The organism is Bacillus sp. FSL R9-9530 (genome assembly GCF_038008145.1).
GTDB classification, from domain to species: domain Bacteria; phylum Bacillota; class Bacilli; order Bacillales; family Bacillaceae_G; genus Bacillus_A; species Bacillus_A mycoides.
On sequence record NZ_JBBOYO010000001.1, the window covers coordinates 89,762 to 109,627 of the forward strand.

The 19,866-nt window shown below is 37.4% G+C and carries 18 protein-coding genes; 17 read left to right on the top strand and 1 reads right to left on the bottom strand.

What is annotated here, in order from left to right; genetic code table 11:
* Window position 1: 1 nt before the first annotated feature.
* From MKX66_RS00450 to spoVM, 6 genes are all read left to right on the top strand, one after another.
* Window positions 2-754 (top strand): Stp1/IreP family PP2C-type Ser/Thr phosphatase, encoded by a 753-nt coding sequence (locus tag MKX66_RS00450; RefSeq protein ID WP_341085277.1) that lies wholly within the window; start codon window positions 2-4, stop codon window positions 752-754.
* Window positions 755-762: 8 nt separating this feature from the next.
* Window positions 763-2,736: a Stk1 family PASTA domain-containing Ser/Thr kinase gene (gene pknB / locus MKX66_RS00455; RefSeq protein ID WP_088034475.1), complete on the top strand. Its 1,974-nt coding sequence runs from the start codon at window positions 763-765 to the stop codon at window positions 2,734-2,736.
* 270 nt (window positions 2,737-3,006) lie between these two features.
* Window positions 3,007-3,888 (top strand): ribosome small subunit-dependent GTPase A, encoded by an 882-nt coding sequence (rsgA, locus tag MKX66_RS00460; protein ID WP_002014503.1) that lies wholly within the window; start codon window positions 3,007-3,009, stop codon window positions 3,886-3,888.
* Between the two features lie 2 nt (window positions 3,889-3,890).
* Window positions 3,891-4,535 (top strand): ribulose-phosphate 3-epimerase, encoded by a 645-nt coding sequence (gene rpe / locus MKX66_RS00465; RefSeq protein WP_002014505.1) that lies wholly within the window; start codon window positions 3,891-3,893, stop codon window positions 4,533-4,535.
* A 100-nt stretch (window positions 4,536-4,635) separates the two neighbouring features.
* Window positions 4,636-5,316: a thiamine diphosphokinase gene (locus tag MKX66_RS00470; RefSeq protein WP_002014506.1), complete on the top strand. Its 681-nt coding sequence runs from the start codon at window positions 4,636-4,638 to the stop codon at window positions 5,314-5,316.
* Between the two features lie 66 nt (window positions 5,317-5,382).
* The gene (spoVM, locus tag MKX66_RS00475; RefSeq protein ID WP_001213599.1) at window positions 5,383-5,463 is read left to right on the top strand and encodes a stage V sporulation protein SpoVM; all 81 of its coding nucleotides are present in this window, start codon (window positions 5,383-5,385) and stop codon (window positions 5,461-5,463) included.
* Window positions 5,464-5,536: 73 nt separating this feature from the next.
* Here spoVM and rpmB read toward each other — a convergent pair whose 3' ends face one another.
* A complete protein-coding gene (gene rpmB / locus MKX66_RS00480; RefSeq protein ID WP_000124776.1) occupies window positions 5,537-5,725 on the bottom strand; it encodes a 50S ribosomal protein L28 in 189 nt (62 codons plus the stop codon).
* Between the two features lie 378 nt (window positions 5,726-6,103).
* Here rpmB and MKX66_RS00485 point away from each other — a divergent pair, with 378 nt between their 5' ends.
* From MKX66_RS00485 to ftsY, 11 genes are all read left to right on the top strand, one after another.
* Window positions 6,104-6,466 carry an Asp23/Gls24 family envelope stress response protein gene (locus tag MKX66_RS00485; protein ID WP_002014507.1) on the top strand — a complete coding sequence of 121 codons (363 nt, stop codon included), beginning with the start codon at window positions 6,104-6,106 and terminating at the stop codon, window positions 6,464-6,466.
* Window positions 6,467-6,488: 22 nt separating this feature from the next.
* Complete coding sequence (locus MKX66_RS00490; protein WP_002033789.1) at window positions 6,489-8,165, top strand: DAK2 domain-containing protein; 1,677 nt, start codon at window positions 6,489-6,491, stop codon at window positions 8,163-8,165.
* A gap of 424 nt (window positions 8,166-8,589) precedes the next feature.
* Entirely contained in the window at window positions 8,590-10,638 is a 2,049-nt protein-coding gene (gene recG / locus MKX66_RS00495; RefSeq protein ID WP_002014510.1) for an ATP-dependent DNA helicase RecG, read from the top strand.
* 88 nt (window positions 10,639-10,726) lie between these two features.
* Window positions 10,727-11,320, top strand: coding sequence for a transcription factor FapR (gene fapR, locus MKX66_RS00500; protein ID WP_000747354.1), 594 nt, complete (start codon window positions 10,727-10,729; stop codon window positions 11,318-11,320).
* The gene (gene plsX / locus MKX66_RS00505; protein WP_002128828.1) at window positions 11,317-12,309 is read left to right on the top strand and encodes a phosphate acyltransferase PlsX; all 993 of its coding nucleotides are present in this window, start codon (window positions 11,317-11,319) and stop codon (window positions 12,307-12,309) included. The genes fapR and plsX overlap by 4 nt, the downstream gene beginning before the upstream one ends.
* Window positions 12,310-12,323: 14 nt before the next feature.
* Window positions 12,324-13,268 (top strand): ACP S-malonyltransferase, encoded by a 945-nt coding sequence (fabD, locus tag MKX66_RS00510; protein WP_002190506.1) that lies wholly within the window; start codon window positions 12,324-12,326, stop codon window positions 13,266-13,268.
* Complete coding sequence (gene fabG / locus MKX66_RS00515; RefSeq protein WP_002014514.1) at window positions 13,268-14,008, top strand: 3-oxoacyl-[acyl-carrier-protein] reductase; 741 nt, start codon at window positions 13,268-13,270, stop codon at window positions 14,006-14,008. Before fabD ends, fabG begins: the two co-directional genes overlap by 1 nt.
* Before the next feature lie 69 nt (window positions 14,009-14,077).
* The gene (acpP, locus tag MKX66_RS00520) at window positions 14,078-14,311 is read left to right on the top strand and encodes an acyl carrier protein (protein ID WP_002014515.1); all 234 of its coding nucleotides are present in this window, start codon (window positions 14,078-14,080) and stop codon (window positions 14,309-14,311) included.
* A 58-nt stretch (window positions 14,312-14,369) separates the two neighbouring features.
* Entirely contained in the window at window positions 14,370-15,107 is a 738-nt protein-coding gene (gene rncS / locus MKX66_RS00525; protein WP_002033792.1) for a ribonuclease III, read from the top strand.
* Between the two features lie 148 nt (window positions 15,108-15,255).
* A complete protein-coding gene (gene smc / locus MKX66_RS00530; protein ID WP_341085281.1) occupies window positions 15,256-18,825 on the top strand; it encodes a chromosome segregation protein SMC in 3,570 nt (1,189 codons plus the stop codon).
* Between the two features lie 14 nt (window positions 18,826-18,839).
* On the top strand, window positions 18,840-19,829 hold the full coding sequence (gene ftsY, locus MKX66_RS00535; protein ID WP_002088200.1) for a signal recognition particle-docking protein FtsY: 990 nt from the start codon (window positions 18,840-18,842) through the stop codon (window positions 19,827-19,829).
* Window positions 19,830-19,866: the final 37 nt, after the last annotated feature.

Here is a 19,866-nt window from a genome sequence, read left to right on the forward strand (position 1 = left end):
GATGAAAGCCGTGTTTCTATCGGATAAAGGAAAAGTTCGTCAACATAATGAAGATAGTGCAGGAGTTTTTCGCAATTTAGATGGAAATATTTTAGCGGTAGTAGCAGATGGAATGGGAGGTCATCGAGCTGGCGATGTAGCTAGCTCGATGGCTATTCAATTATTCCATGATTATTGGAAGCAAACGCATAATATGAATGAGCCTAAAAAGGTAGAAAAGTGGTTACATACTAACGTTGGAATTATTAATGAGCGCATATATGCTTACTCTAAGCAGCATGCAGAATGTAATGGCATGGGAACAACACTTATAATAGCCATTTGTACATCGAATTTTGTGACGATAGGTCATATAGGAGATAGTCGGTGTTATATGGTATCAGAGGGGAAAATGACGCTTGTAACGGAAGATCATTCGCTTGTAAATGAACTTGTGAGACATGGCGAAATTTCAAAGGAAGATGCAGAATATCACCCGAAAAAGAATGTTTTGTTAAGAGCATTAGGAAATGAAGAAACAGTTGGATTAGATGTTAAAACATTGGTGCTTGAAGAAGATGATCAATTACTTCTTTGCTCGGATGGATTGTCTAACAAAGTTTCTATTGCTGATATGCAACAAATTTTACAATTGAATGAACAGCTCGAGGCTAAGGGAGAGAATCTCATTCAATTAGCAAATGATCGTGGTGGAGAAGATAATATTACCCTCGTTATTATTGATTATACGGATTCGACAAACGAAAGTAGGTGAAGTGCAACGTGCTGATTGGAAAACGCTTAAATGACCGTTATAAGCTGCTGAAAATGATTGGCGGTGGAGGAATGGCCAATGTATATTTAGCTCATGATGATATACTCGGCCGAGATGTAGCGGTAAAAATATTAAGACTCGACTATTCAAATAATGAAGAGTTTATTAAACGTTTCCATCGAGAAGCGCAATCTGTTACAACGTTGTCGCATCCAAATATTGTGAATATGTATGATGTTGGGGAAGAGGATGATATATATTATCTTGTAATGGAATATGTACCTGGACGAACATTGAAGCAATACATAATTGATCGAGGGATGTTACCGATAGGAGAGGCTCTTGATATAATGGAGCAGTTAACGTCCGCTATGGCACACGCCCATCATTTTGAGATTGTACATCGTGATATTAAACCGCACAATATTTTGATTCGAGATGACGGAGTGGTCAAAGTAACAGACTTTGGAATTGCGACAGCTACAAGTGCAGCAACGATTACACATACAAATTCGGTGCTCGGTTCGGTGCATTATTTATCACCAGAACAAGCGCGCGGCGGTATAGCGAATAAACAATCAGATATTTATTCACTTGGGATTGTTATGTTTGAATTGTTAACAGGAAGACAACCGTTTTCTGGTGAATCTGCTGTTGCAATTGCGTTAAAACATTTACAAAATGAAATGCCATCTCCAAAAAGATGGAATGAAAATATTCCACAAAGTGTTGAAAATATTATATTAAAGGCAACTGCGAAAGATCCGTTCCATCGATATCAATCTGCTAACGCGATGAAACGAGATATTGAAACAGCACTATACCCAGAACGAATAAATGAACAACCATTTTACATACCAGAAGATATGGAAGCAACGAAAGCGATTCCAATTATTCAACAAGAACAACTATTTCAAAATGTAAGTGATGAAACGATTGTATTAAAAGGAAGTAAAGTGGATGAACAAGTAAGAAAAGAAGAGACCAAATCAGGTAAGAAGAAAAAGCGAAATAATAAATGGCTGAAAGTTTTAATTACAACATTTTTACTTTTAGCGATAGGGATAACATTAGCACTTACTGTTATTCCAGGCTTCTTTATTCCGAAAGATGTGAAGGTTCCTGATGTGGCTGGTATGAAATATACGACAGCTGTAAATACATTGGTTGAAAAAGGTTTTGAAGTTACTGAACCTAATCTTGTCTATACAGATGATGTTGAAGCCGGAAACGTGATAAAAACAGATCCTATAGCAGGAAGAGTAGTGAAAGAAAACTCTAAAATTACTATCTATCAATCAGGTGGGAAAAAGAAAAGTAAGATGCGTGATTTGACAGGAAAAGATTTCGAGAGTATAAGAGCTGAGTTAGAAGAAAAATATAAACAAGTTACAATAAATTATATTGAAAATGATAAGCCGAAAGGTGAAATTGTAGAGCAAATACCAACGCCTGATCAAATGGTTATAGAGACAGAACAAGAGCTGAAAATTTGGGTAAGTAAAGGACCTTATCAAATAAGACCAGGTGATTTTTCAGGATGGACTGAAAATAGTGTAAAAGGTTATTTAAATGAAAGAAAGCTTGTTTCTGATATACAAAGAGAGTATTCAGATAAGGTTGATAAAGGTCTTGTTATTTCACAGTTACCAAAGCCTGGGACACCTTTAAAAGAAGGAGATAAAGTATCGATTGTTATCTCCGATGGTCCGAAGCCTAAAGTGACGAAAACGGTAAAAGTGGATAACATTTCTATCCCATATGAAGCTTCTGCAACAGGTGAGAAAAAGCCGCAAACAATAGAAATTTATAAAGAAGATATGCAGCAAAAAATGGATAAACCAGTTGAAACGAGAACAATTACTGAGTCAGCGATTATTTCTTTAGAATTTGTAATTCAAGAAGGTGCAAAGGGACACTATAAAATTGTCCGAGATGGAGTAACGATTATGGACAAGGAAGTACCATATCCAGCTCAATAATAGGGAATTCCATCGTCCTTATATGGAAGATGGAATTTATTACTCTTGCCTGTTATGCTGTCTACATCGTGGACTGTATAACAGGCAAAAATATATGATTCAAAAAGCTGTAAAAGTGATACTGTTGTAAATAATATTTCAAATTTGATGGTAGATTAAATATATGAACCTGGATATATATTTGGTGGGCTTTGAACTAATTGTTTACAGAACGCTAGTCTATTCATATTTAATTGCAGTTTCATTTTATACAAAATAAAGGAGAATTATATGCCAGAAGGAAAAATTGTAAAAGCTCTAAGTGGGTTTTATTATGTGCAGAATGAGGAAGGGATTACACAATGTCGTGGGCGTGGTGTATTTAGAAAGAATAAAATTACGCCACTTGTAGGAGACCAAGTTGTTTTTCAAGCGGATAATCCGAATGAAGGTTATGTGTTAGAAGTATTTGATCGGAAAAATGAACTTGTTAGACCTCCTATTGCTAATGTTGATCAAGCTATTCTTGTTTTCTCTGCGGTAGAACCAGATTTTAATCCAGGACTGTTAGATCGATTTTTAGTATTAATTGAATATCATAACATTAAACCAATTATTTGTATTAGTAAGATGGATTTAGTAGATGAAAAAATGAGAGAAACTGTTGAATCTTATGCAAATGATTATCGTGAAATGGGTTATGATGTGTTGTTTACTTCTATAAATACATCGGAAAGTATTGATATTCTGAAACCATTCTTAGAAGGTTGTATTTCCGTCGTTGCAGGCCAATCTGGTGTTGGGAAATCTTCAATGCTAAACGTATTACGTCCAGATTTAGAATTGAAAACTAATGATATTTCTTCACATTTAGGACGTGGAAAGCATACGACAAGACACGTAGAATTAATTACAGTTGGAAGCGGACTTGTTGCGGATACACCTGGTTTTAGTTCGCTTGATTTCATAGATATAGAGGTAGAAGATCTTACATATTGTTTTCCAGAGTTGAAAGAAGCGAGCCAATACTGTAAATTTAGAGGGTGTACACACCTTGCTGAACCGAAATGTGCGGTGAAAGCTGCGGTTGAAGAAGGAAAGATTACCGAATATCGTTATAAGAATTACAAACAATTCGTAGAAGAAATTAGAGAGAGAAAGCCGAGGTATTAGTCATGATTAAAATTGCACCATCGATTTTATCAGCAGATTTTTCAAGATTAGGGGAAGAGATTAAAGATGTAGAAAAAGGCGGAGCTGACTACATTCACGTCGATGTAATGGATGGGCATTTCGTACCAAATATTACGATTGGACCATTAATTGTAGAAGCAATCCGTCCTATTACATCATTACCGTTAGATGTACATTTAATGATTGAAAATCCTGATAACTATATCCCAACTTTCGCAAAAGCGGGAGCGGATATTATTACTGTTCATGTAGAAGCGTGTCCCCATTTACATCGTACAATTCAGTTAATTAAATCTCATGACATTAAAGCAGGGGTTGTATTAAATCCGCATACTCCAGTTTCAACGATTGAGCATGTATTAGAAGATATAGACATGGTATTACTTATGACAGTAAATCCTGGATTTGGCGGGCAGAAGTTTATTCATTCTGTATTACCGAAAATCAAACAAGTTGCAGAAATGGTTAAAGAGCGAAATCTAGAAGTGGAAATTGAAGTTGATGGTGGTGTCAACGCTGAAACGGCAAGACTTTGTATTGAAGCAGGAGCGAATGTTCTTGTAGCGGGATCAGCAGTATACAATCAAAAAGACCGCGGTGAAGCAATTCGTGTAATTCGCGGATAAAGAATGAACGAACCTTTATCCTAGTGAAGCTTCTAGTTCATTAAGACTTCACTATTTATACATGTTAGAGTGGCAAATAAGGAGAAAGGCAATCTACCGAATGGCAGATTGCCTTTTTACAATAGAAGGGGAAGGAAAAATGATTATTCATATTTTAGCGGGAGGACCTGCAGAATACTGCGCAGATTTTTCGCGGTATGAAAATGAAGAAGTAGTTTGGGCGGCCGTTGATAGAGGAGTGTACCGTTTGTTGAAAAGAGGAATCACTCCGGCTGTTGCGTTTGGGGATTATGATTCAGTTACTGATGAGGAATTAGCATGGATGAGGCAACAAACAAATGAATTACATATCGTCCCGCGAGAAAAAGATCAAACAGATTTAGAAATTGCAATTAGCTGGGCTTTAGAACAGAAACCAAAATTAATTCGTATTTTTGGTGCTACTGGTGGAAGACTTGATCATGGTTTAGCAAATATTCAGATGCTTTTAAAGGGATTAGAAGTAAATATAGAAATGTGTATTGTGGACAATAAAAATGAAATAATGGTGAAAAAGTTTGGTATGTATATAATTGAAGGAAACGAACATTTTCCATACGTATCATTTGTACCAGTTACTGAAAGGGTAGAAGGTATTACACTTCACGGTTTTAAGTATCCCCTTACTAATAAAACAATAGAGTGGGGATCGACACTTTGTATTAGTAATGAACTCGTTGAGGAAAAAGGTACTTTTTCATTCACTTCTGGCATATTAATGATGATAAGAAGCACTGATTGAAGAAACAATTTTGCTCCTTGCATCATATAGTGAACAAGTGGAGTAATGGGGATTAGGAGGGAAACCATGAGATTTTATACAATTAAGTTACCTAAATTTCTTGGTGGAATTGTTCGTGCGATGTTAAATACCTTCAAAAAAGACTAAAAAAAGCACCTATTACCGGTGCTTTTTCCAATGGTATAATAAAAAAAGAGCCTAGCGGCTCTTTTTTTTATTATTAAACACGTTCGATTTTGCCAGATTTTAATGCTCTAGCAGAAACGTAAACACGTTGAACTTTTCCGTCGATGCGTACGCGAACTTTTTGAAGGTTAGCGCCCCATTTACGTTTTGTAGCGTTCATTGCGTGAGAACGAGAGTTACCAGAACGAGCTTTTCTTCCAGTGATAGCACAAACACGAGCCATTTATATTTCCCTCCCTTAACTACCGTAACATACGTAATTTTTCAATATTAGTCTTTTATGCGATGCTAAAAACACTACTATAATTTAACACAACTAAAAAGAGAATGCAACACCGTAGGAAAAAGAAATCAAGAAAAAATACTTGACACTATATGTCAATGAAGAAAAGGTGAAATCAAGAAAAATTGCTTGACATATTATAGTGGTACATGTTGTATAATAACAATGGACTATTTTGCTCATCATAAAAAAATGTAATTTAAAACATAAAATATGAGAGTGAAAAAGAAAGAACGATGGAATTTTCTTTAAAAAGATTATATGATAGTAACTAAAGTAGTCTAGCTCACTTTCACCATTTATGAAGGGGGAAACGAGATGTCAATTGAAATTAAAACGAAGTACGGTCAAATTGATATTAGTACAGATGTAATTGCAACAATTGCTGGAGGTGCCGCAGTAGATTGCTACGGTATCGTAGGTATGGCATCAAAAAATCAGTTAAAAGATGGATTAACAGAAATTTTACGAAAAGAAAACTTCACTAGAGGCGTTATTGTTCGTAAAAATGAAGATGAAGTACATATTGATATGTATATTATTGTGAGCTATGGTACGAAAATTTCAGAAGTAGCACATAACGTGCAGACTAAAGTGAAATATACATTAGATCAAACTGTAGGACTAGCAGTAGATTCTGTAAACATCTACGTACAAGGAGTTAAAGTAATAAACTTGTAATGTGCATTAAGGAGGAAAATCTGTGTCAATTCAAAAAATTGATGGAAAACGTTTATCACAAATGATCATTCAAGGAGCCAATAATTTAACAAATAATGTTCAGCTTGTTGATGCATTAAACGTATTCCCAGTTCCAGATGGCGATACCGGTACAAACATGAACTTATCAATGACTTCAGGCGCACGTGAAGTGAAAGCAAATCCTTCGCAGCATGCTGGTAAAGTCGGTGTAAGTTTAGCCAAAGGATTATTAATGGGAGCTCGTGGTAACTCTGGGGTTATTTTATCTCAGTTATTCCGTGGTTTCTCTAAATCCATTGAACAAAAAGAAGAATTAACGACAGTTGATTTTGCTGCAGCTTTAGAAGCTGGAGTAGAGGCAGCTTACAAAGCGGTTATGAAACCAATTGAAGGAACGATTTTAACGGTTGCAAGAGAAACGGGTAAATATGCAGTGACAGTTGCGAAAAAACAGCGCGACTTTGTTTTGTTTATGGAAGACGTTGTAAAAGAAGCAAACGCATCGTTAAATCGTACGCCAGATTTATTACCTGTATTAAAACAAGTTGGCGTTGTAGATAGCGGTGGTAAAGGTCTTGTTGTTGTATATGAAGGATTTTTAGCTGACTTAAAAGGAGAAACGATTTCTTCTGATATGCCTGCCCAACCATCTATGAATGACATGGTACGTGCAGAACATCACCGTAGTGTACAAAGCCAATTGAGTACAGAAGATATTAAGTATGGATATTGTACGGAGTTCATGGTGAAATTAGAGCCTGGAAAAATGAAGGAACATAATTTCTCTGAACAAAAATTCCGTGAAGATATTAGTGTGTACGGAGATTCACTACTTGTTGTATCGGATGATGAGGTTGTAAAGGTTCATATTCATGCGGAACATCCTGGAGATCCTATGAACTATGGACAACGTTACGGTAGTCTAATTAAGATCAAAGTAGAAAATATGCGTGAACAGCATACTGCTTTATTAGATGAACCTACCATGGTACCTGAACAAACGAATCAGCCAATAGAGAAACAACCGTATGGTATTGTAACTGTAGCTATGGGATCGGGTATTAAAACTCTATTTGAGAGCATTGGTGCAACGAAAGTTATCGAAGGTGGCCAAACGATGAATCCGAGTACGGAGGATATTGTGAAGGCGATTGAAGAGGCGAATGCTGAAAAAATCATCATCTTACCAAATAACGGGAATATCGTGATGGCAGCAGAACAAGCAGCGTCAGTTGTAGAACAAGAAGTTATTGTTATTCGTTCAAAAACAGTTCCTCAAGGTATGGCTGCAATGTTAGCATTTAATCCAGTTGGAACGCTAGAAGAGAATGAAGAAAACATGAAAGAAGCTTTAGCTCATGTGAAAACAGGTCAGATTACGTATGCTGTTCGTGATACGGAAATTGACGGTGTAGCGATTCAAAAAGATGATTTCATGTGTATTGCAGATGGGAAAATTGTATCTACAAATGCTGAGAAAGTAGGAGCTGCAAAGCAATTACTAGAAGCGCTAATTGATGAAGATTCTGAAATCGTAACGATTCTACAAGGTGAAGATGCAACAGATGAAGAAGTGGCTAAATTAGTTGCGTTTGTAGAAGAGAACTTTGAAGATGCAGAAGTAGAAGTACATGCAGGGAACCAACCGGTGTATTCTTTCATCTTCTCTGTAGAATAAGAAAAGATTCGATTTGAAAATAAATGGGTTACTTACTTGCTAATAGATAAGAAATAGTGATATGAAGTTTATTACTAGTTTTTATTCAAAAGGCTAGCATATTGATGATAGAAAAGAGCCTTGCTGCTAATAGTGAGGCTCTTTTCTTACGTATTGTACAACTTTGTTTTATCCCGCTATTTGTGGGCAGTAAAACTTCCACCCCCTATATTCGGCTGGAGCAAAGAAGTTAAGTGGGAGATTAACTGCCCGTAAGCGCCCACTGATTATAGTTTCACTTTATATAGAGGGATTAGAGTAGTTTCTCTTAGAATGCCTATGATAGAATATATAAGGTGAAAGAGAGCGATTACAGATGTCAATGATAATAATGGATAATCAATAGAATGAATCAAAGAAAATAATGTGACGGAGCGTGAGAATCTTGAATGAAGTTGTACAAGTTCCTGTTACGGATGTAAAGGGAATCGGAGGAGAAACATCTGAGTTGTTACACGAGATGGGAATTTATACAGTTTCTCATCTATTAGAACATTTTCCGTACCGCTATGAAGACTATGCGATGAAAGATCTTGCTGAAGTAAAGCATGACGAGCGTGTAACGGTTGAGGGGAAAGTTCATAGTGCTCCTTTACTGCAATATTATGGGAAGAAGAAGTCACGTCTTACAGTTCGTGTTCTCGTCGGTCGTTATTTAATTACAGCTGTATGTTTTAATAGACCATACTATAAACAAAAGTTAAATTTAGATGAAACGGTAACGATTACTGGTAAATGGGATCAGCATCGCCAAACAATTGCTGTATCAGAACTGAATTTTGGACCGGTTGTACGACAACAAGAAGTAGAACCTGTATATTCAGTGAAAGGAAAACTGACAGTAAAACAGATGCGCCGGTTTGTTGCACAAGCATTTAAGGAGTATGGAGATTCTATAGTCGAAGTGTTACCAGATGGTTTGTTAAGTCGATATAAATTATTATCACGCTATGAAGCGCTCAGAGGGTTACATTTTCCAGTGGGACAGGAAGACTTAAAGCAAGCGCGTCGCCGTTTTGTATATGAGGAGTTTTTCTTGTTTCAGTTGAAAATGCAAACATTACGGAAAATGGAAAGGGAAAACTCGAAAGGGACGAAAAAGGAAATTTCATTAGTAGAATTGCAAGAGTTTACTGATGCGCTTCCGTTTCCATTAACTGGTGCACAACGCCGGGTTGTAGATGAAATAATGAAAGATATGATATCTCCGTACCGAATGAATCGATTATTGCAAGGGGATGTAGGTTCTGGGAAAACAGTTGTTGCTGCGATTGCTCTTTATGCGGCGAAATTGGCTCATTATCAAGGTGCTTTGATGGTTCCTACAGAAATTTTAGCCGAGCAACATTATCAGTCGCTCGCGGAGACGTTTTCACATTTCGGTATGAAGGTTGAATTGCTAACAAGTTCTGTTAAAGGTGCGAGACGTCGAGAAATTTTGTCGAGATTAGAACAGGGAGAAGTAGACATCCTTGTTGGAACGCACGCTTTAATTCAAGACGAAGTTATATTTCATAGGTTAGGTCTCGTTATTACCGATGAACAGCATCGATTTGGTGTGGCGCAGCGCCGGGTTTTACGTGAGAAAGGTGAAAGTCCAGATGTATTGTTTATGACGGCGACCCCAATCCCGCGTACGTTAGCTATCACTGCATTTGGAGAGATGGACGTTTCTATTATCGACGAAATGCCAGCTGGTAGAAAGGTAATCGAAACGTACTGGGCAAAACATGATATGTTAGATCGTGTCCTCGGCTTTGTGGAGAAAGAGATAAAAAAAGGAAGACAGGCATATGTTATTTGCCCTCTTATTGAAGAGTCTGAGAAGCTTGATGTACAAAATGCTATCGACTTACATAGTATGCTGACTCATCATTATCAAGGGAAATGCCAAGTTGGATTAATGCATGGGAGACTATCATCTCAAGAAAAAGAAGAGATAATGGGACAGTTTAGTGAAAATAAAGTGCAAATTCTTGTGTCGACAACAGTTGTTGAAGTAGGCGTGAATGTACCAAATGCGACTGTTATGGTTATTTATGACGCGGAACGTTTCGGTTTATCACAGCTCCATCAGCTGAGGGGGCGTGTTGGGCGTGGTAGTGAACAATCATATTGTTTATTAATTGCGGACCCGAAATCAGAAACGGGAAAAGAAAGAATGCGCATTATGACTGAAACAAATGATGGATTTGTATTGTCAGAAAAAGATTTAGAGTTACGAGGTCCTGGGGATTTCTTTGGAAGTAAGCAAAGTGGTCTACCAGAATTTAAGGTTGCTGATATGGTACATGATTATCGGGCGTTAGAAACAGCAAGACAAGATGCAGCGATACTAGTTGATTCAGAAGCGTTTTGGCATAATGATCAGTATGCTTCGCTGCGTACTTATCTTGATGGGACAGGTGTGTTCCAGGGAGAGAAGCTCGATTAAAAGTAGTCTGCAAAAGTTTTTGTTGCATTCTACTTTTAATGATTATATACTACTTTTAGTACCTAGTCATAAAAATGGATGGTGCGGTATGAAAAAAAGAAGAAGTAAAAAAGAAAGACAAGAATTATTACAACAAACAATAGAAACGAATCCTTTTATAACGGATGAAGATTTAGCGGAAAAATTTCAAGTGAGCATACAAACTGTTCGTCTTGATCGTATGGAATTATCTATTCCTGAATTAAGAGAACGAATTAAGCATGTGGCTACAAAACAACATGAAGAAGACGTGAAATCTTTACCGTTAGAAGAGGTTGTCGGAGAAATTATTGATATAGAATTAGATAGACATGCGATTTCTATCTTTGAAGTAAAGGTAGAACATGTATTTAAAAGAAATCAAATTGCTCGTGGGCATCATTTGTTTGCACAAGCAAACTCACTAGCTGTTGCGGTTATTGATGAAGAATTAGCTTTAACTGCAAAGTCCACCATTCGATATATTCGTCCTGTAAAATTAGGAGAGCGTGTTGTTGCAAAAGTACGTGTTGAAGATGTAGAGAATGATAAAGGACGGACGGTTGTCAAAGTGCGTAGTTTTGTTGGAGAAGAACTTGTCTTTACAGGCACTTTTGAAATGTATCGATCTAGTAATTATAGTGAGGAAGGTAACAACTTATGAAAATCGCAATAGATGCAATGGGCGGCGATCATGCACCAAAGGCTGTAGTATTAGGAGCAATGAAAGCTATTAAGGAATACTCAGATTTACATATTACGTTAGTAGGGAAAGAAGAGGGAATTCGTCAATATTTAACGAGTGAAGAGCGAATTACTATACTTCATACGGACGAAAAAATTGAATCGACAGACGAACCAGTAAGAGCGGTTCGTCGAAAAAAACAAGCTTCAATGGTACTAGCGGCGCAGCAAGTAAAAGACGGCGTAGCGGATGCTTGTATATCAGCAGGTAGTACAGGAGCTTTGATGGCAGCTGGATTGTTTGTTGTTGGTCGTATGGAAGGAATTGAACGACCAGCTTTATCACCTACAATGCCAACTGTTGATGGAGAAGGGTTTGTTATGTTAGATGTTGGAGCCAACGTTGATGCAAAACCAATTCATTTATATCAATATGCAGTAATGGGCTCTGTTTACGCAGAGAAGGTAAGAGGAATTAAAAATCCACGCGTTGGACTTTTAAACGTTGGAACAGAGGATGGTAAAGGAAACGAGCTTTCAAAACAAGTCTTTGCTATGCTCAAGGATGCACCAATTAATTTCGTTGGAAACGTTGAATCAAGAGATTTATTGCAAGGTGTAGCAGACGTTGTTGTATGTGATGGTTTTACGGGTAATGTAGCGCTAAAATCATTAGAAGGAACAGCACTTGCGTTATTCTCTATGTTAAAAGAACAATTAATGAGTTCGTTTACGAGCAAATTAGCAGCAGCGGTATTAAAACCAAAACTTATGGTATTGAAAGATAAAATGGATTATTCGGAGTATGGGGGAGCGGCGTTGTTTGGATTGAAAGCTCCTGTCATTAAGGCTCACGGTTCTTCTAATGACCAATCGATATTTAGTGCGATTCGTCAAACGAGAGAAATGGTAGCGAAAGAAGTAATTCCTACAATTTCAAGTGTAATGGAGAAGGAGCCGCTTCAATAAGAGGAGGATTTGAAATGGGAAAAATAGCATTTCTTTTTCCGGGCCAAGGTTCACAGGCAGTTGGAATGGGTAGACAGTTAGCGGAGAATAATAAAGAGGTTGCGAAAGTGTTTGCAAAAGCGGATGAGGTTTTGCATGATTCTCTTTCAGAAGTGATTTTTGAAGGACCGCAAGAAAAGTTAACATTAACGACAAATGCGCAGCCGGCACTATTAACAACGAGCTTTGCAATTTTAACAGCTTTGAAGGAGTATGATATTACACCTGATTTTGTCGCAGGACATAGTTTAGGTGAATATAGCGCTCTTGTAGCTGCTGGTGCATTAACATTCGAAGACGCTGTATATGCTGTAAGGAAACGCGGGGAATATATGGAAGAAGCTGTTCCAGGCGGGGAAGGTGCAATGGCAGCTATTTTAGGTGCGGATCCGGATATGCTGAAACGAGTTACAGAAGAAGTAACAAGTGAAGGATATGCAGTACAAATTGCTAATATGAATAGTACGAAGCAAATTGTTATTTCTGGGACAAAGCAAGGAGTAGAACTTGCTTCTCAAAGAGCGAAAGAAAATGGTGCTAAAAGAGCAATTCCGCTCAAAGTAAGTGGACCGTTTCATTCCTCGCTTATGAAACCAGCTGCTGAGAAATTCCAAAGTGTTTTAAATGAAATTACAATTCAAGACACGAATATTCCTGTTATTGCAAATGTTACGGCAGATGTTATTACGCGTGGTACAGATATTCAAGCAAAGCTAATTGAACAGCTCTATTCGCCTGTATTATGGTACCCATCTATTGAGTATATGGTGAATCAAGGGGTAGATACATTTATTGAAATCGGACCTGGAAAAGTACTTGCTGGTCTTATGAAGTCGATTGATTCTTCAGTGAAAGCATATGCGGTATATGATGAAGAGACATTAAGAGATACCATTTCAAATTTGAGAGGAGAAAGCTGATGTTAAAAGGGAAAGTAGCATTAGTAACTGGTGCTTCACGTGGGATTGGTCGTGCGATTGCTATTGATTTAGCGAAACAAGGGGCAAATGTTGTAGTAAATTATGCTGGTAATGAGCAAAAGGCGAATGAAGTAGTTGATGAAATAAAGAAATTAGGTTCAGATGCCATTGCAGTAAGAGCAGATGTTGCAAATGCTGATGATGTTACTGCAATGGTGAAACAAACTGTAGATACGTTTGGACAAGTTGATATTCTTGTAAATAACGCTGGTGTAACAAAAGATAATTTATTAATGCGTATGAAAGAAGAAGAATGGGATACAGTTATTAATACAAACTTAAAAGGTGTTTTCTTATGTACGAAAGCAGTATCGCGCTATATGATGCGTCAACGTCATGGACGTATTATTAATATCGCTTCTGTTGTTGGTGTAACAGGAAACCCAGGACAAGCAAATTATGTTGCTGCTAAAGCTGGTGTAATTGGATTAACAAAAACATCAGCAAAAGAATTAGCGAGCCGAAATATTACTGTAAATGCAATTGCTCCAGGGTTTATTGCAACTGATATGACGGATGTATTAGATGAAAATATAAAAGCCGAAATGTTAAAATTAATTCCTGCAGCTCAGTTTGGAGAAGCACAAGATATCGCAAATACTGTAACGTTTTTTGCTTCTGATCAAAGTAAATATGTTACAGGTCAAACGTTAAATGTTGATGGCGGTATGGTAATGTAATAAAAGAATCGATTTCACCTAGTTTTTTTGGACAATATTTTATATAATATTTGAGGGGAGGTGAATAGAATGGCAGATGTTTTAGAGCGTGTAACCAAAATTGTCGTTGATCGTTTAGGAGTAGAAGAAACTGAAGTAGTACCAGCTGCAAGCTTCAAAGAAGATTTAGGCGCAGACTCCCTAGATGTAGTAGAACTTGTAATGCAATTAGAAGATGAATTCGAAATGGAAATTTCTGATGAAGATGCTGAAAAGATTGCTACTGTTGGCGATGCTGTGACTTACATAGAGAGTCATCTATAATGCTTAAGTGAAGTCCCGTTTTTTAACGGGGCTTCTCGGCTTATATCTGGAGGGACCTATGCCGTACCGAAAACATAGAGAAAAAAAATACGAAGCAAAATATCGTGAAGCTTTTAAAGTATTTCAAGAAGAGATAGGTATTACGTTTACAGATGAAAAATTATTGATTCAAGCGTTTACGCATTCATCGTATGTGAATGAGCATCGAAAAAAACCGCATGAGGACAATGAGCGTCTTGAGTTTCTTGGCGATGCTGTATTGGAACTCACTGTATCACAGTATCTGTTTCAAAAATATCCGACAATGAGCGAAGGAGAGTTAACAAAACTACGTGCAGCTATTGTATGTGAGCCATCTCTTGTTCGTTTTGCAAACGAAATGTCATTTGGTAGCCTTGTTTTATTAGGGAAAGGTGAGGAAATGACGGGTGGACGTGAACGACCAGCTTTATTAGCGGATGTCTTTGAAGCGTTTATTGGTGCCCTTTATCTTGATCAAGGGCTAGAAACAGTTTGGGGTTACTTAAAAGAAGTTGTATATCCAAAAATTAATGAAGGTGCTTTTTCTCATGTGATGGATTATAAGAGTCAATTGCAAGAATTGATTCAGCGTGATGGTAGTGGCAATGTTGAGTATCAAATTTTGCAAGAAAAAGGACCGGCCCATAACCGAGAATTTGTGTCCCGTGTAACTTTAAATAATGAGGCATTAGGTCTTGGAAGTGGTAAGTCAAAAAAAGAGGCAGAGCAACAAGCTGCTGCAGAAGCATTGAAAAAATTAAAAGAACAATCATGAGGAATCCCCCTTTGAATGAGGGGGATTCCTTATGCATAGAATGAAACTTTCCTTTTATTTATAAATAAAAGGAGTGGGAAATCCGTATAGTAGTTTGTTTTCGTACAGACAACGTTTACAACAACGGAGAATAGGAGGAAGGCCTTTCGTGTTTTTAAAAAGATTAGAAATAGCAGGATTTAAGTCTTTTGCTGAGCGTGTATCTGTCGATTTTGTTCCAGGTGTAACTTCTGTAGTAGGACCTAACGGGAGCGGGAAAAGTAATATTACTGATGCAATTCGCTGGGTACTTGGTGAACAATCTGCAAAGTCATTACGCGGTGCAAAGATGGAGGATATTATTTTTGCCGGCAGTGATACGAGAAGAGCGGTTAATGTTGCTGAAGTTACATTAACTTTAAATAATGAAGACCAACGCTTACCGATTGAGTATAACGAGGTGTGTGTAACGCGTCGTGTATCTCGTTCGGGTGATAGTGATTTTTATATTAATAAACAATCTTGTAGATTAAAAGATATTATTGATTTATTTATGGACTCTGGTATGGGAAGGGAAGCTTTTTCGATTATTAGCCAGGGGAAAGTCGAAGAGATTTTGAGTAGTAAATCAGAAGAACGTCGTGGTGTATTTGAAGAAGCTGCGGGTGTGCTGAAATATAAACTTCGTAAAAAGAAAGCTGAAGGGAAATTGGCGGAAACACAAGAAAACTTAAATCGTGTACAAGATATTATTCACGAATTAAGTAGTCAAGTAGAACCACTAGAAAGACAAGCTTCTATTGCGAAAGATTATCTTGAGAAAAAAGAAGAATTAGAGAAAGTAGAAGCTGCGCTTATTGTACATGAAATTGAAGAATTACATGAAAAGTGGGAAGCGCTTCGAAATCAATTTGGGCATAATAAAGATGAAGAAGCTAAAATGTCGGCGAACTTACAAAAAAGTGAAGAAGAGCTTGAGGAATTACGCGGGCAATTACAAGCCGTTGATGAATCTGTAAATTCCTTACAAGAAGTTCTACTTCTGTCTAGTAAAGAACTAGAAAAACTAGAAGGGCAACGCGAGCTGTTAAAGGAAAGAAAGCAAAATGCAACGACGCATTGTGCGCAGCTTGAAAAGCTAATTGTTGAGTTAACAGAGAAAACTACAAGTTATGATGGCGAAATTGAAACAAGTACAGAAGCTTTAATGCAATTTGTGAATCAAGTAAAAGAATTGGAGAAGAAATTGCATGATAACGAGCAATTACTTGCGACTTTTGCTGAGAATTTAGAGGAACAAATTGAGAATTTAAAAGGTGACTATATTGAACTTTTAAATCAACAAGCAAGTCTTCGTAATGAATTATCTATGATTGAAGAACAATCAAAACAGCAAAACTCTAAAAACGAACGACTTGATGAAGAAAATGAAAAGTATGTACAGATGCGTGTGGAAATTACAGCGAAAAAGGCGAAACTTGTAGACAGTTATGAGCAAGCGAGAGAGAAAATAGCTGGCATTATTTCTAACATACAGAAGACAGAAACGGCACTTGGGAAATGTAAGTCACAGTATAGTGAAAATGAAACGAAACTGTATCAAGCGTATCAATTTGTGCAACAGGCGCGCTCTCGTAAAGAAATGTTAGAAGAGATGCAAGAGGACTACTCTGGCTTCTATCAAGGGGTACGTGAAGTATTAAAGGCTAGAGAAAATAGACTACAAGGTATTGAGGGAGCTGTTGCAGAACTTCTGACTGTGCCGAAAGAATATGAAATCGCAATGGAAATCGCCCTTGGGGCAGCGATGCAACATATCGTAGTACAAACAGAAGAGCATGCTCGTAATGCAATTGCATTTTTAAAGCAAAATAAACATGGCCGTGCAACGTTTTTACCTCAAGCTGTTATTAAAAGCCGATCGCTATCATTTGATCAATTACGCATTGTGAATCAGCATCCATCGTTTGTCGGTGTAGCGGCAGAACTTGTGCAGTACAATAATAAATATGAGAATGTAGTTTCAAGTTTATTAGGTACAGTTGTTGTTGCGAAAGATTTACGCGGAGCAAATGAGTTAGCGAAACAACTGCAATACCGCTATCGTATTGTAACACTCGAAGGTGACGTAGTGAACCCGGGTGGTTCTATGACGGGTGGAGCTGTAAAACAGGCGAAATCCTCTTTATTGGGACGTCAACGTGAACTTGAAGAGTGGACTAAAAAACTAACTGACATGGAAGAAAAAACAACAAAGCTAGAAAACTTTGTTAAAGCAGTAAAGCAAGAGATTCAAGAAAAAGAAGTACAAATACGAGAGCTACGCCAAGGTGTAGAGACCGAACGTGTAGATGAACAGAAGCTAAGAGAAGAAATTAATCGTTTAGAATTAGATGAACATCGTATTAATGATCGTTTATCGATTTACGATTTAGAGATTGAAGGATTTTTACAAGATCAAGTAAAAATGCAAGGGCGCAAAGAAGAGTTAGAAAAGATTTTAGCGACTCTTCAAGTTGAGATTGGGGAATTAGATAGCAAAATCGTCGTTTTAACGAAACAAAAAAGTGAACAATATTCTTCAAAAGAAAAAGTTCAGAAGGAAATGACGGAGCTAAAAGTACAATCTGCTGAACAACAACAACGTTTGTCTAATCAAAAAGAAAAAGTCGAACGTTTGACGAAGGAAAAGGAAGAGACTGATGCGACGCTTGTAAAAACGAAAGAAGATTTAGCGTTCTTAAAGCAAGAGATGACATCTAATTCAAGTGGCGAAGAACAAATTACGAATATGATTGAGAAGAAAGCGTATGATCGTAATCAAACTTCGGAGTTAATTCGTTCTCGTCGTGACCAACGCGTATCATTGCAAGAAAGAGTCGAGCATTTAGAGCGCGGTGTGAAAGAAACAATAGGTAAACATAAATATATTCTTGAGATGCTGAAAGATCAAGAAGTGAAAATTAACCGACTTGATGTAGAGCTGGAAAATAGATTGCAACATTTACGTGAAACATATACTATTTCATTTGAAGCAGCAAAACTTAAGTATACAATGATGATGCCTGCAGAAGATGCACGTAAAAAGGTGAAACTAATTAAACTATCCATTGAAGAGTTAGGCGCAGTAAATTTAGGGGCAATTGATGAATATGAACGTGTAGCAGAGCGCCATACATTCTTATTAGAGCAAAGAGATGACCTAGAAGAAGCGAAATCGACATTGCATCAACTTATTACGGAAATGGATGAAGAGATGAAAAAACGCTTTTCTACTACGTTCGAAGGGATTCGAACAGAGTTTCAATCTGTATTCTCTGAATTATTCGGAGGTGGAAGAGCGGATTTAGTAATGACAAACCCAGAAGATTTACTAAATACGGGTATTGATATTGTAGCGCAACCACCAGGGAAGAAACTACAAAATTTAGGTTTACTTTCAGGGGGAGAGCGTGCTTTAACGGCAATTGCGCTCTTATTTGGTATTTTAAAAGTACGCCCAGTTCCATTCTGTGTTCTAGATGAAGTGGAAGCAGCTCTTGATGAGGCAAACGTTGCTCGTTTTGCGCAGTATTTAAAGAAATTTAGTGATGAAACGCAGTTTATTGTAATTACACACCGAAAAGGTACAATGGAAGAGTCTGATGTATTGTACGGTGTAACAATGCAAGAATCAGGGGTGTCGAAGCTTGTTTCTGTTCGTTTAGATGATGGCGAAGAACTTGTTGCAAGTAGATAGGAAGGATGGGAAGTATGAGCTTTTTAAAAAAATTAAAAGAAAAAATTTCAAAACAAACGGATACGGTAACAGAGAAGTTTAAACAAGGATTAGAAAAAACGAGAAATTCATTTGCTGATAAAGTAAATGACTTAGTGTACCGTTACCGCAAAATAGACGAAGATTTCTTTGAAGAATTAGAAGAAATTTTAATTAGTGCGGATGTCGGAGTTTCGACAGTGATGGAATTAATTGATCAGTTGAAAGAAGAAGTGCAACGTCGTAACATTCAAGATCCGAAAGAAGTACAGGCTGTTATTTCTGAAAAGCTAGTGGGCATTTACAAAGGTGACAGCGATTTTAGTAATGAAGTTAATATACAAGAGGATCAATTAACAGTAGTTTTATTTGTTGGTGTGAATGGTGTGGGGAAAACGACGACGATTGGTAAGCTTGCACATAAATTTAAATCAGAAGGTAAGTCTGTCCTATTGGCGGCAGGAGATACATTCCGTGCTGGGGCGATTGAGCAATTAGAAGTATGGGGCGATCGTGTTGGTGTAGAAGTAATTAAACAAGGGTCAGGATCTGATCCAGCGGCTGTTATGTATGATGCTGTACAAGCGGCAAAGGCCCGTAAAGTGGATGTATTGCTATGTGATACAGCGGGACGCTTACAAAATAAAGTAAACTTAATGAATGAGTTAGAGAAAGTGAAGCGCGTAATTGAGCGTGAAGTACCAGGGGCTCCTCATGAAGTATTACTTGTTATTGATGCAACAACAGGGCAAAATGGTTTAAGCCAAGCGAAAACATTCCGTGAAGCCACGAATGTTACTGGTATTGTTTTAACGAAGTTAGATGGAACTGCTAAAGGTGGTATCGTCTTAGCGATTCGTAACGAAATGGATGTTCCGGTGAAATTTGTTGGGCTAGGAGAGCAAATGGATGATCTGCAACAGTTTGATCCAGAACAATATGTTTATGGTTTGTTTGCGAACGTAGTAGAAACAGAAGAAGTGTAAGTGAAAGAAGCGGTATTTCCGCTTCTTTTTTTATAAA

Coding starts and splice junctions, on each gene's coding strand:
- fabG (WP_002014514.1), top strand. CDS start 13,268: ATGTTAAAAGGGAAAGTAGCATTAGTAACTGGTGCTTCACGTGGGATT.
- fabD (WP_002190506.1), top strand. CDS start 12,324: ATGGGAAAAATAGCATTTCTTTTTCCGGGCCAAGGTTCACAGGCAGTT.
- spoVM (WP_001213599.1), top strand. CDS start 5,383: ATGAGATTTTATACAATTAAGTTACCTAAATTTCTTGGTGGAATTGTT.
- MKX66_RS00485 (WP_002014507.1), top strand. CDS start 6,104: ATGTCAATTGAAATTAAAACGAAGTACGGTCAAATTGATATTAGTACA.
- MKX66_RS00470 (WP_002014506.1), top strand. CDS start 4,636: ATGGCAGATTGCCTTTTTACAATAGAAGGGGAAGGAAAAATGATTATT.
- ftsY (WP_002088200.1), top strand. CDS start 18,840: ATGAGCTTTTTAAAAAAATTAAAAGAAAAAATTTCAAAACAAACGGAT.
- plsX (WP_002128828.1), top strand. CDS start 11,317: ATGAAAATCGCAATAGATGCAATGGGCGGCGATCATGCACCAAAGGCT.
- rpmB (WP_000124776.1), bottom strand. CDS start 5,725: ATGGCTCGTGTTTGTGCTATCACTGGAAGAAAAGCTCGTTCTGGTAAC.
- rpe (WP_002014505.1), top strand. CDS start 3,891: ATGATTAAAATTGCACCATCGATTTTATCAGCAGATTTTTCAAGATTA.
- rsgA (WP_002014503.1), top strand. CDS start 3,007: ATGCCAGAAGGAAAAATTGTAAAAGCTCTAAGTGGGTTTTATTATGTG.
- acpP (WP_002014515.1), top strand. CDS start 14,078: ATGGCAGATGTTTTAGAGCGTGTAACCAAAATTGTCGTTGATCGTTTA.
- fapR (WP_000747354.1), top strand. CDS start 10,727: ATGAAAAAAAGAAGAAGTAAAAAAGAAAGACAAGAATTATTACAACAA.
- MKX66_RS00450 (WP_341085277.1), top strand. CDS start 2: ATGAAAGCCGTGTTTCTATCGGATAAAGGAAAAGTTCGTCAACATAAT.
- rncS (WP_002033792.1), top strand. CDS start 14,370: ATGCCGTACCGAAAACATAGAGAAAAAAAATACGAAGCAAAATATCGT.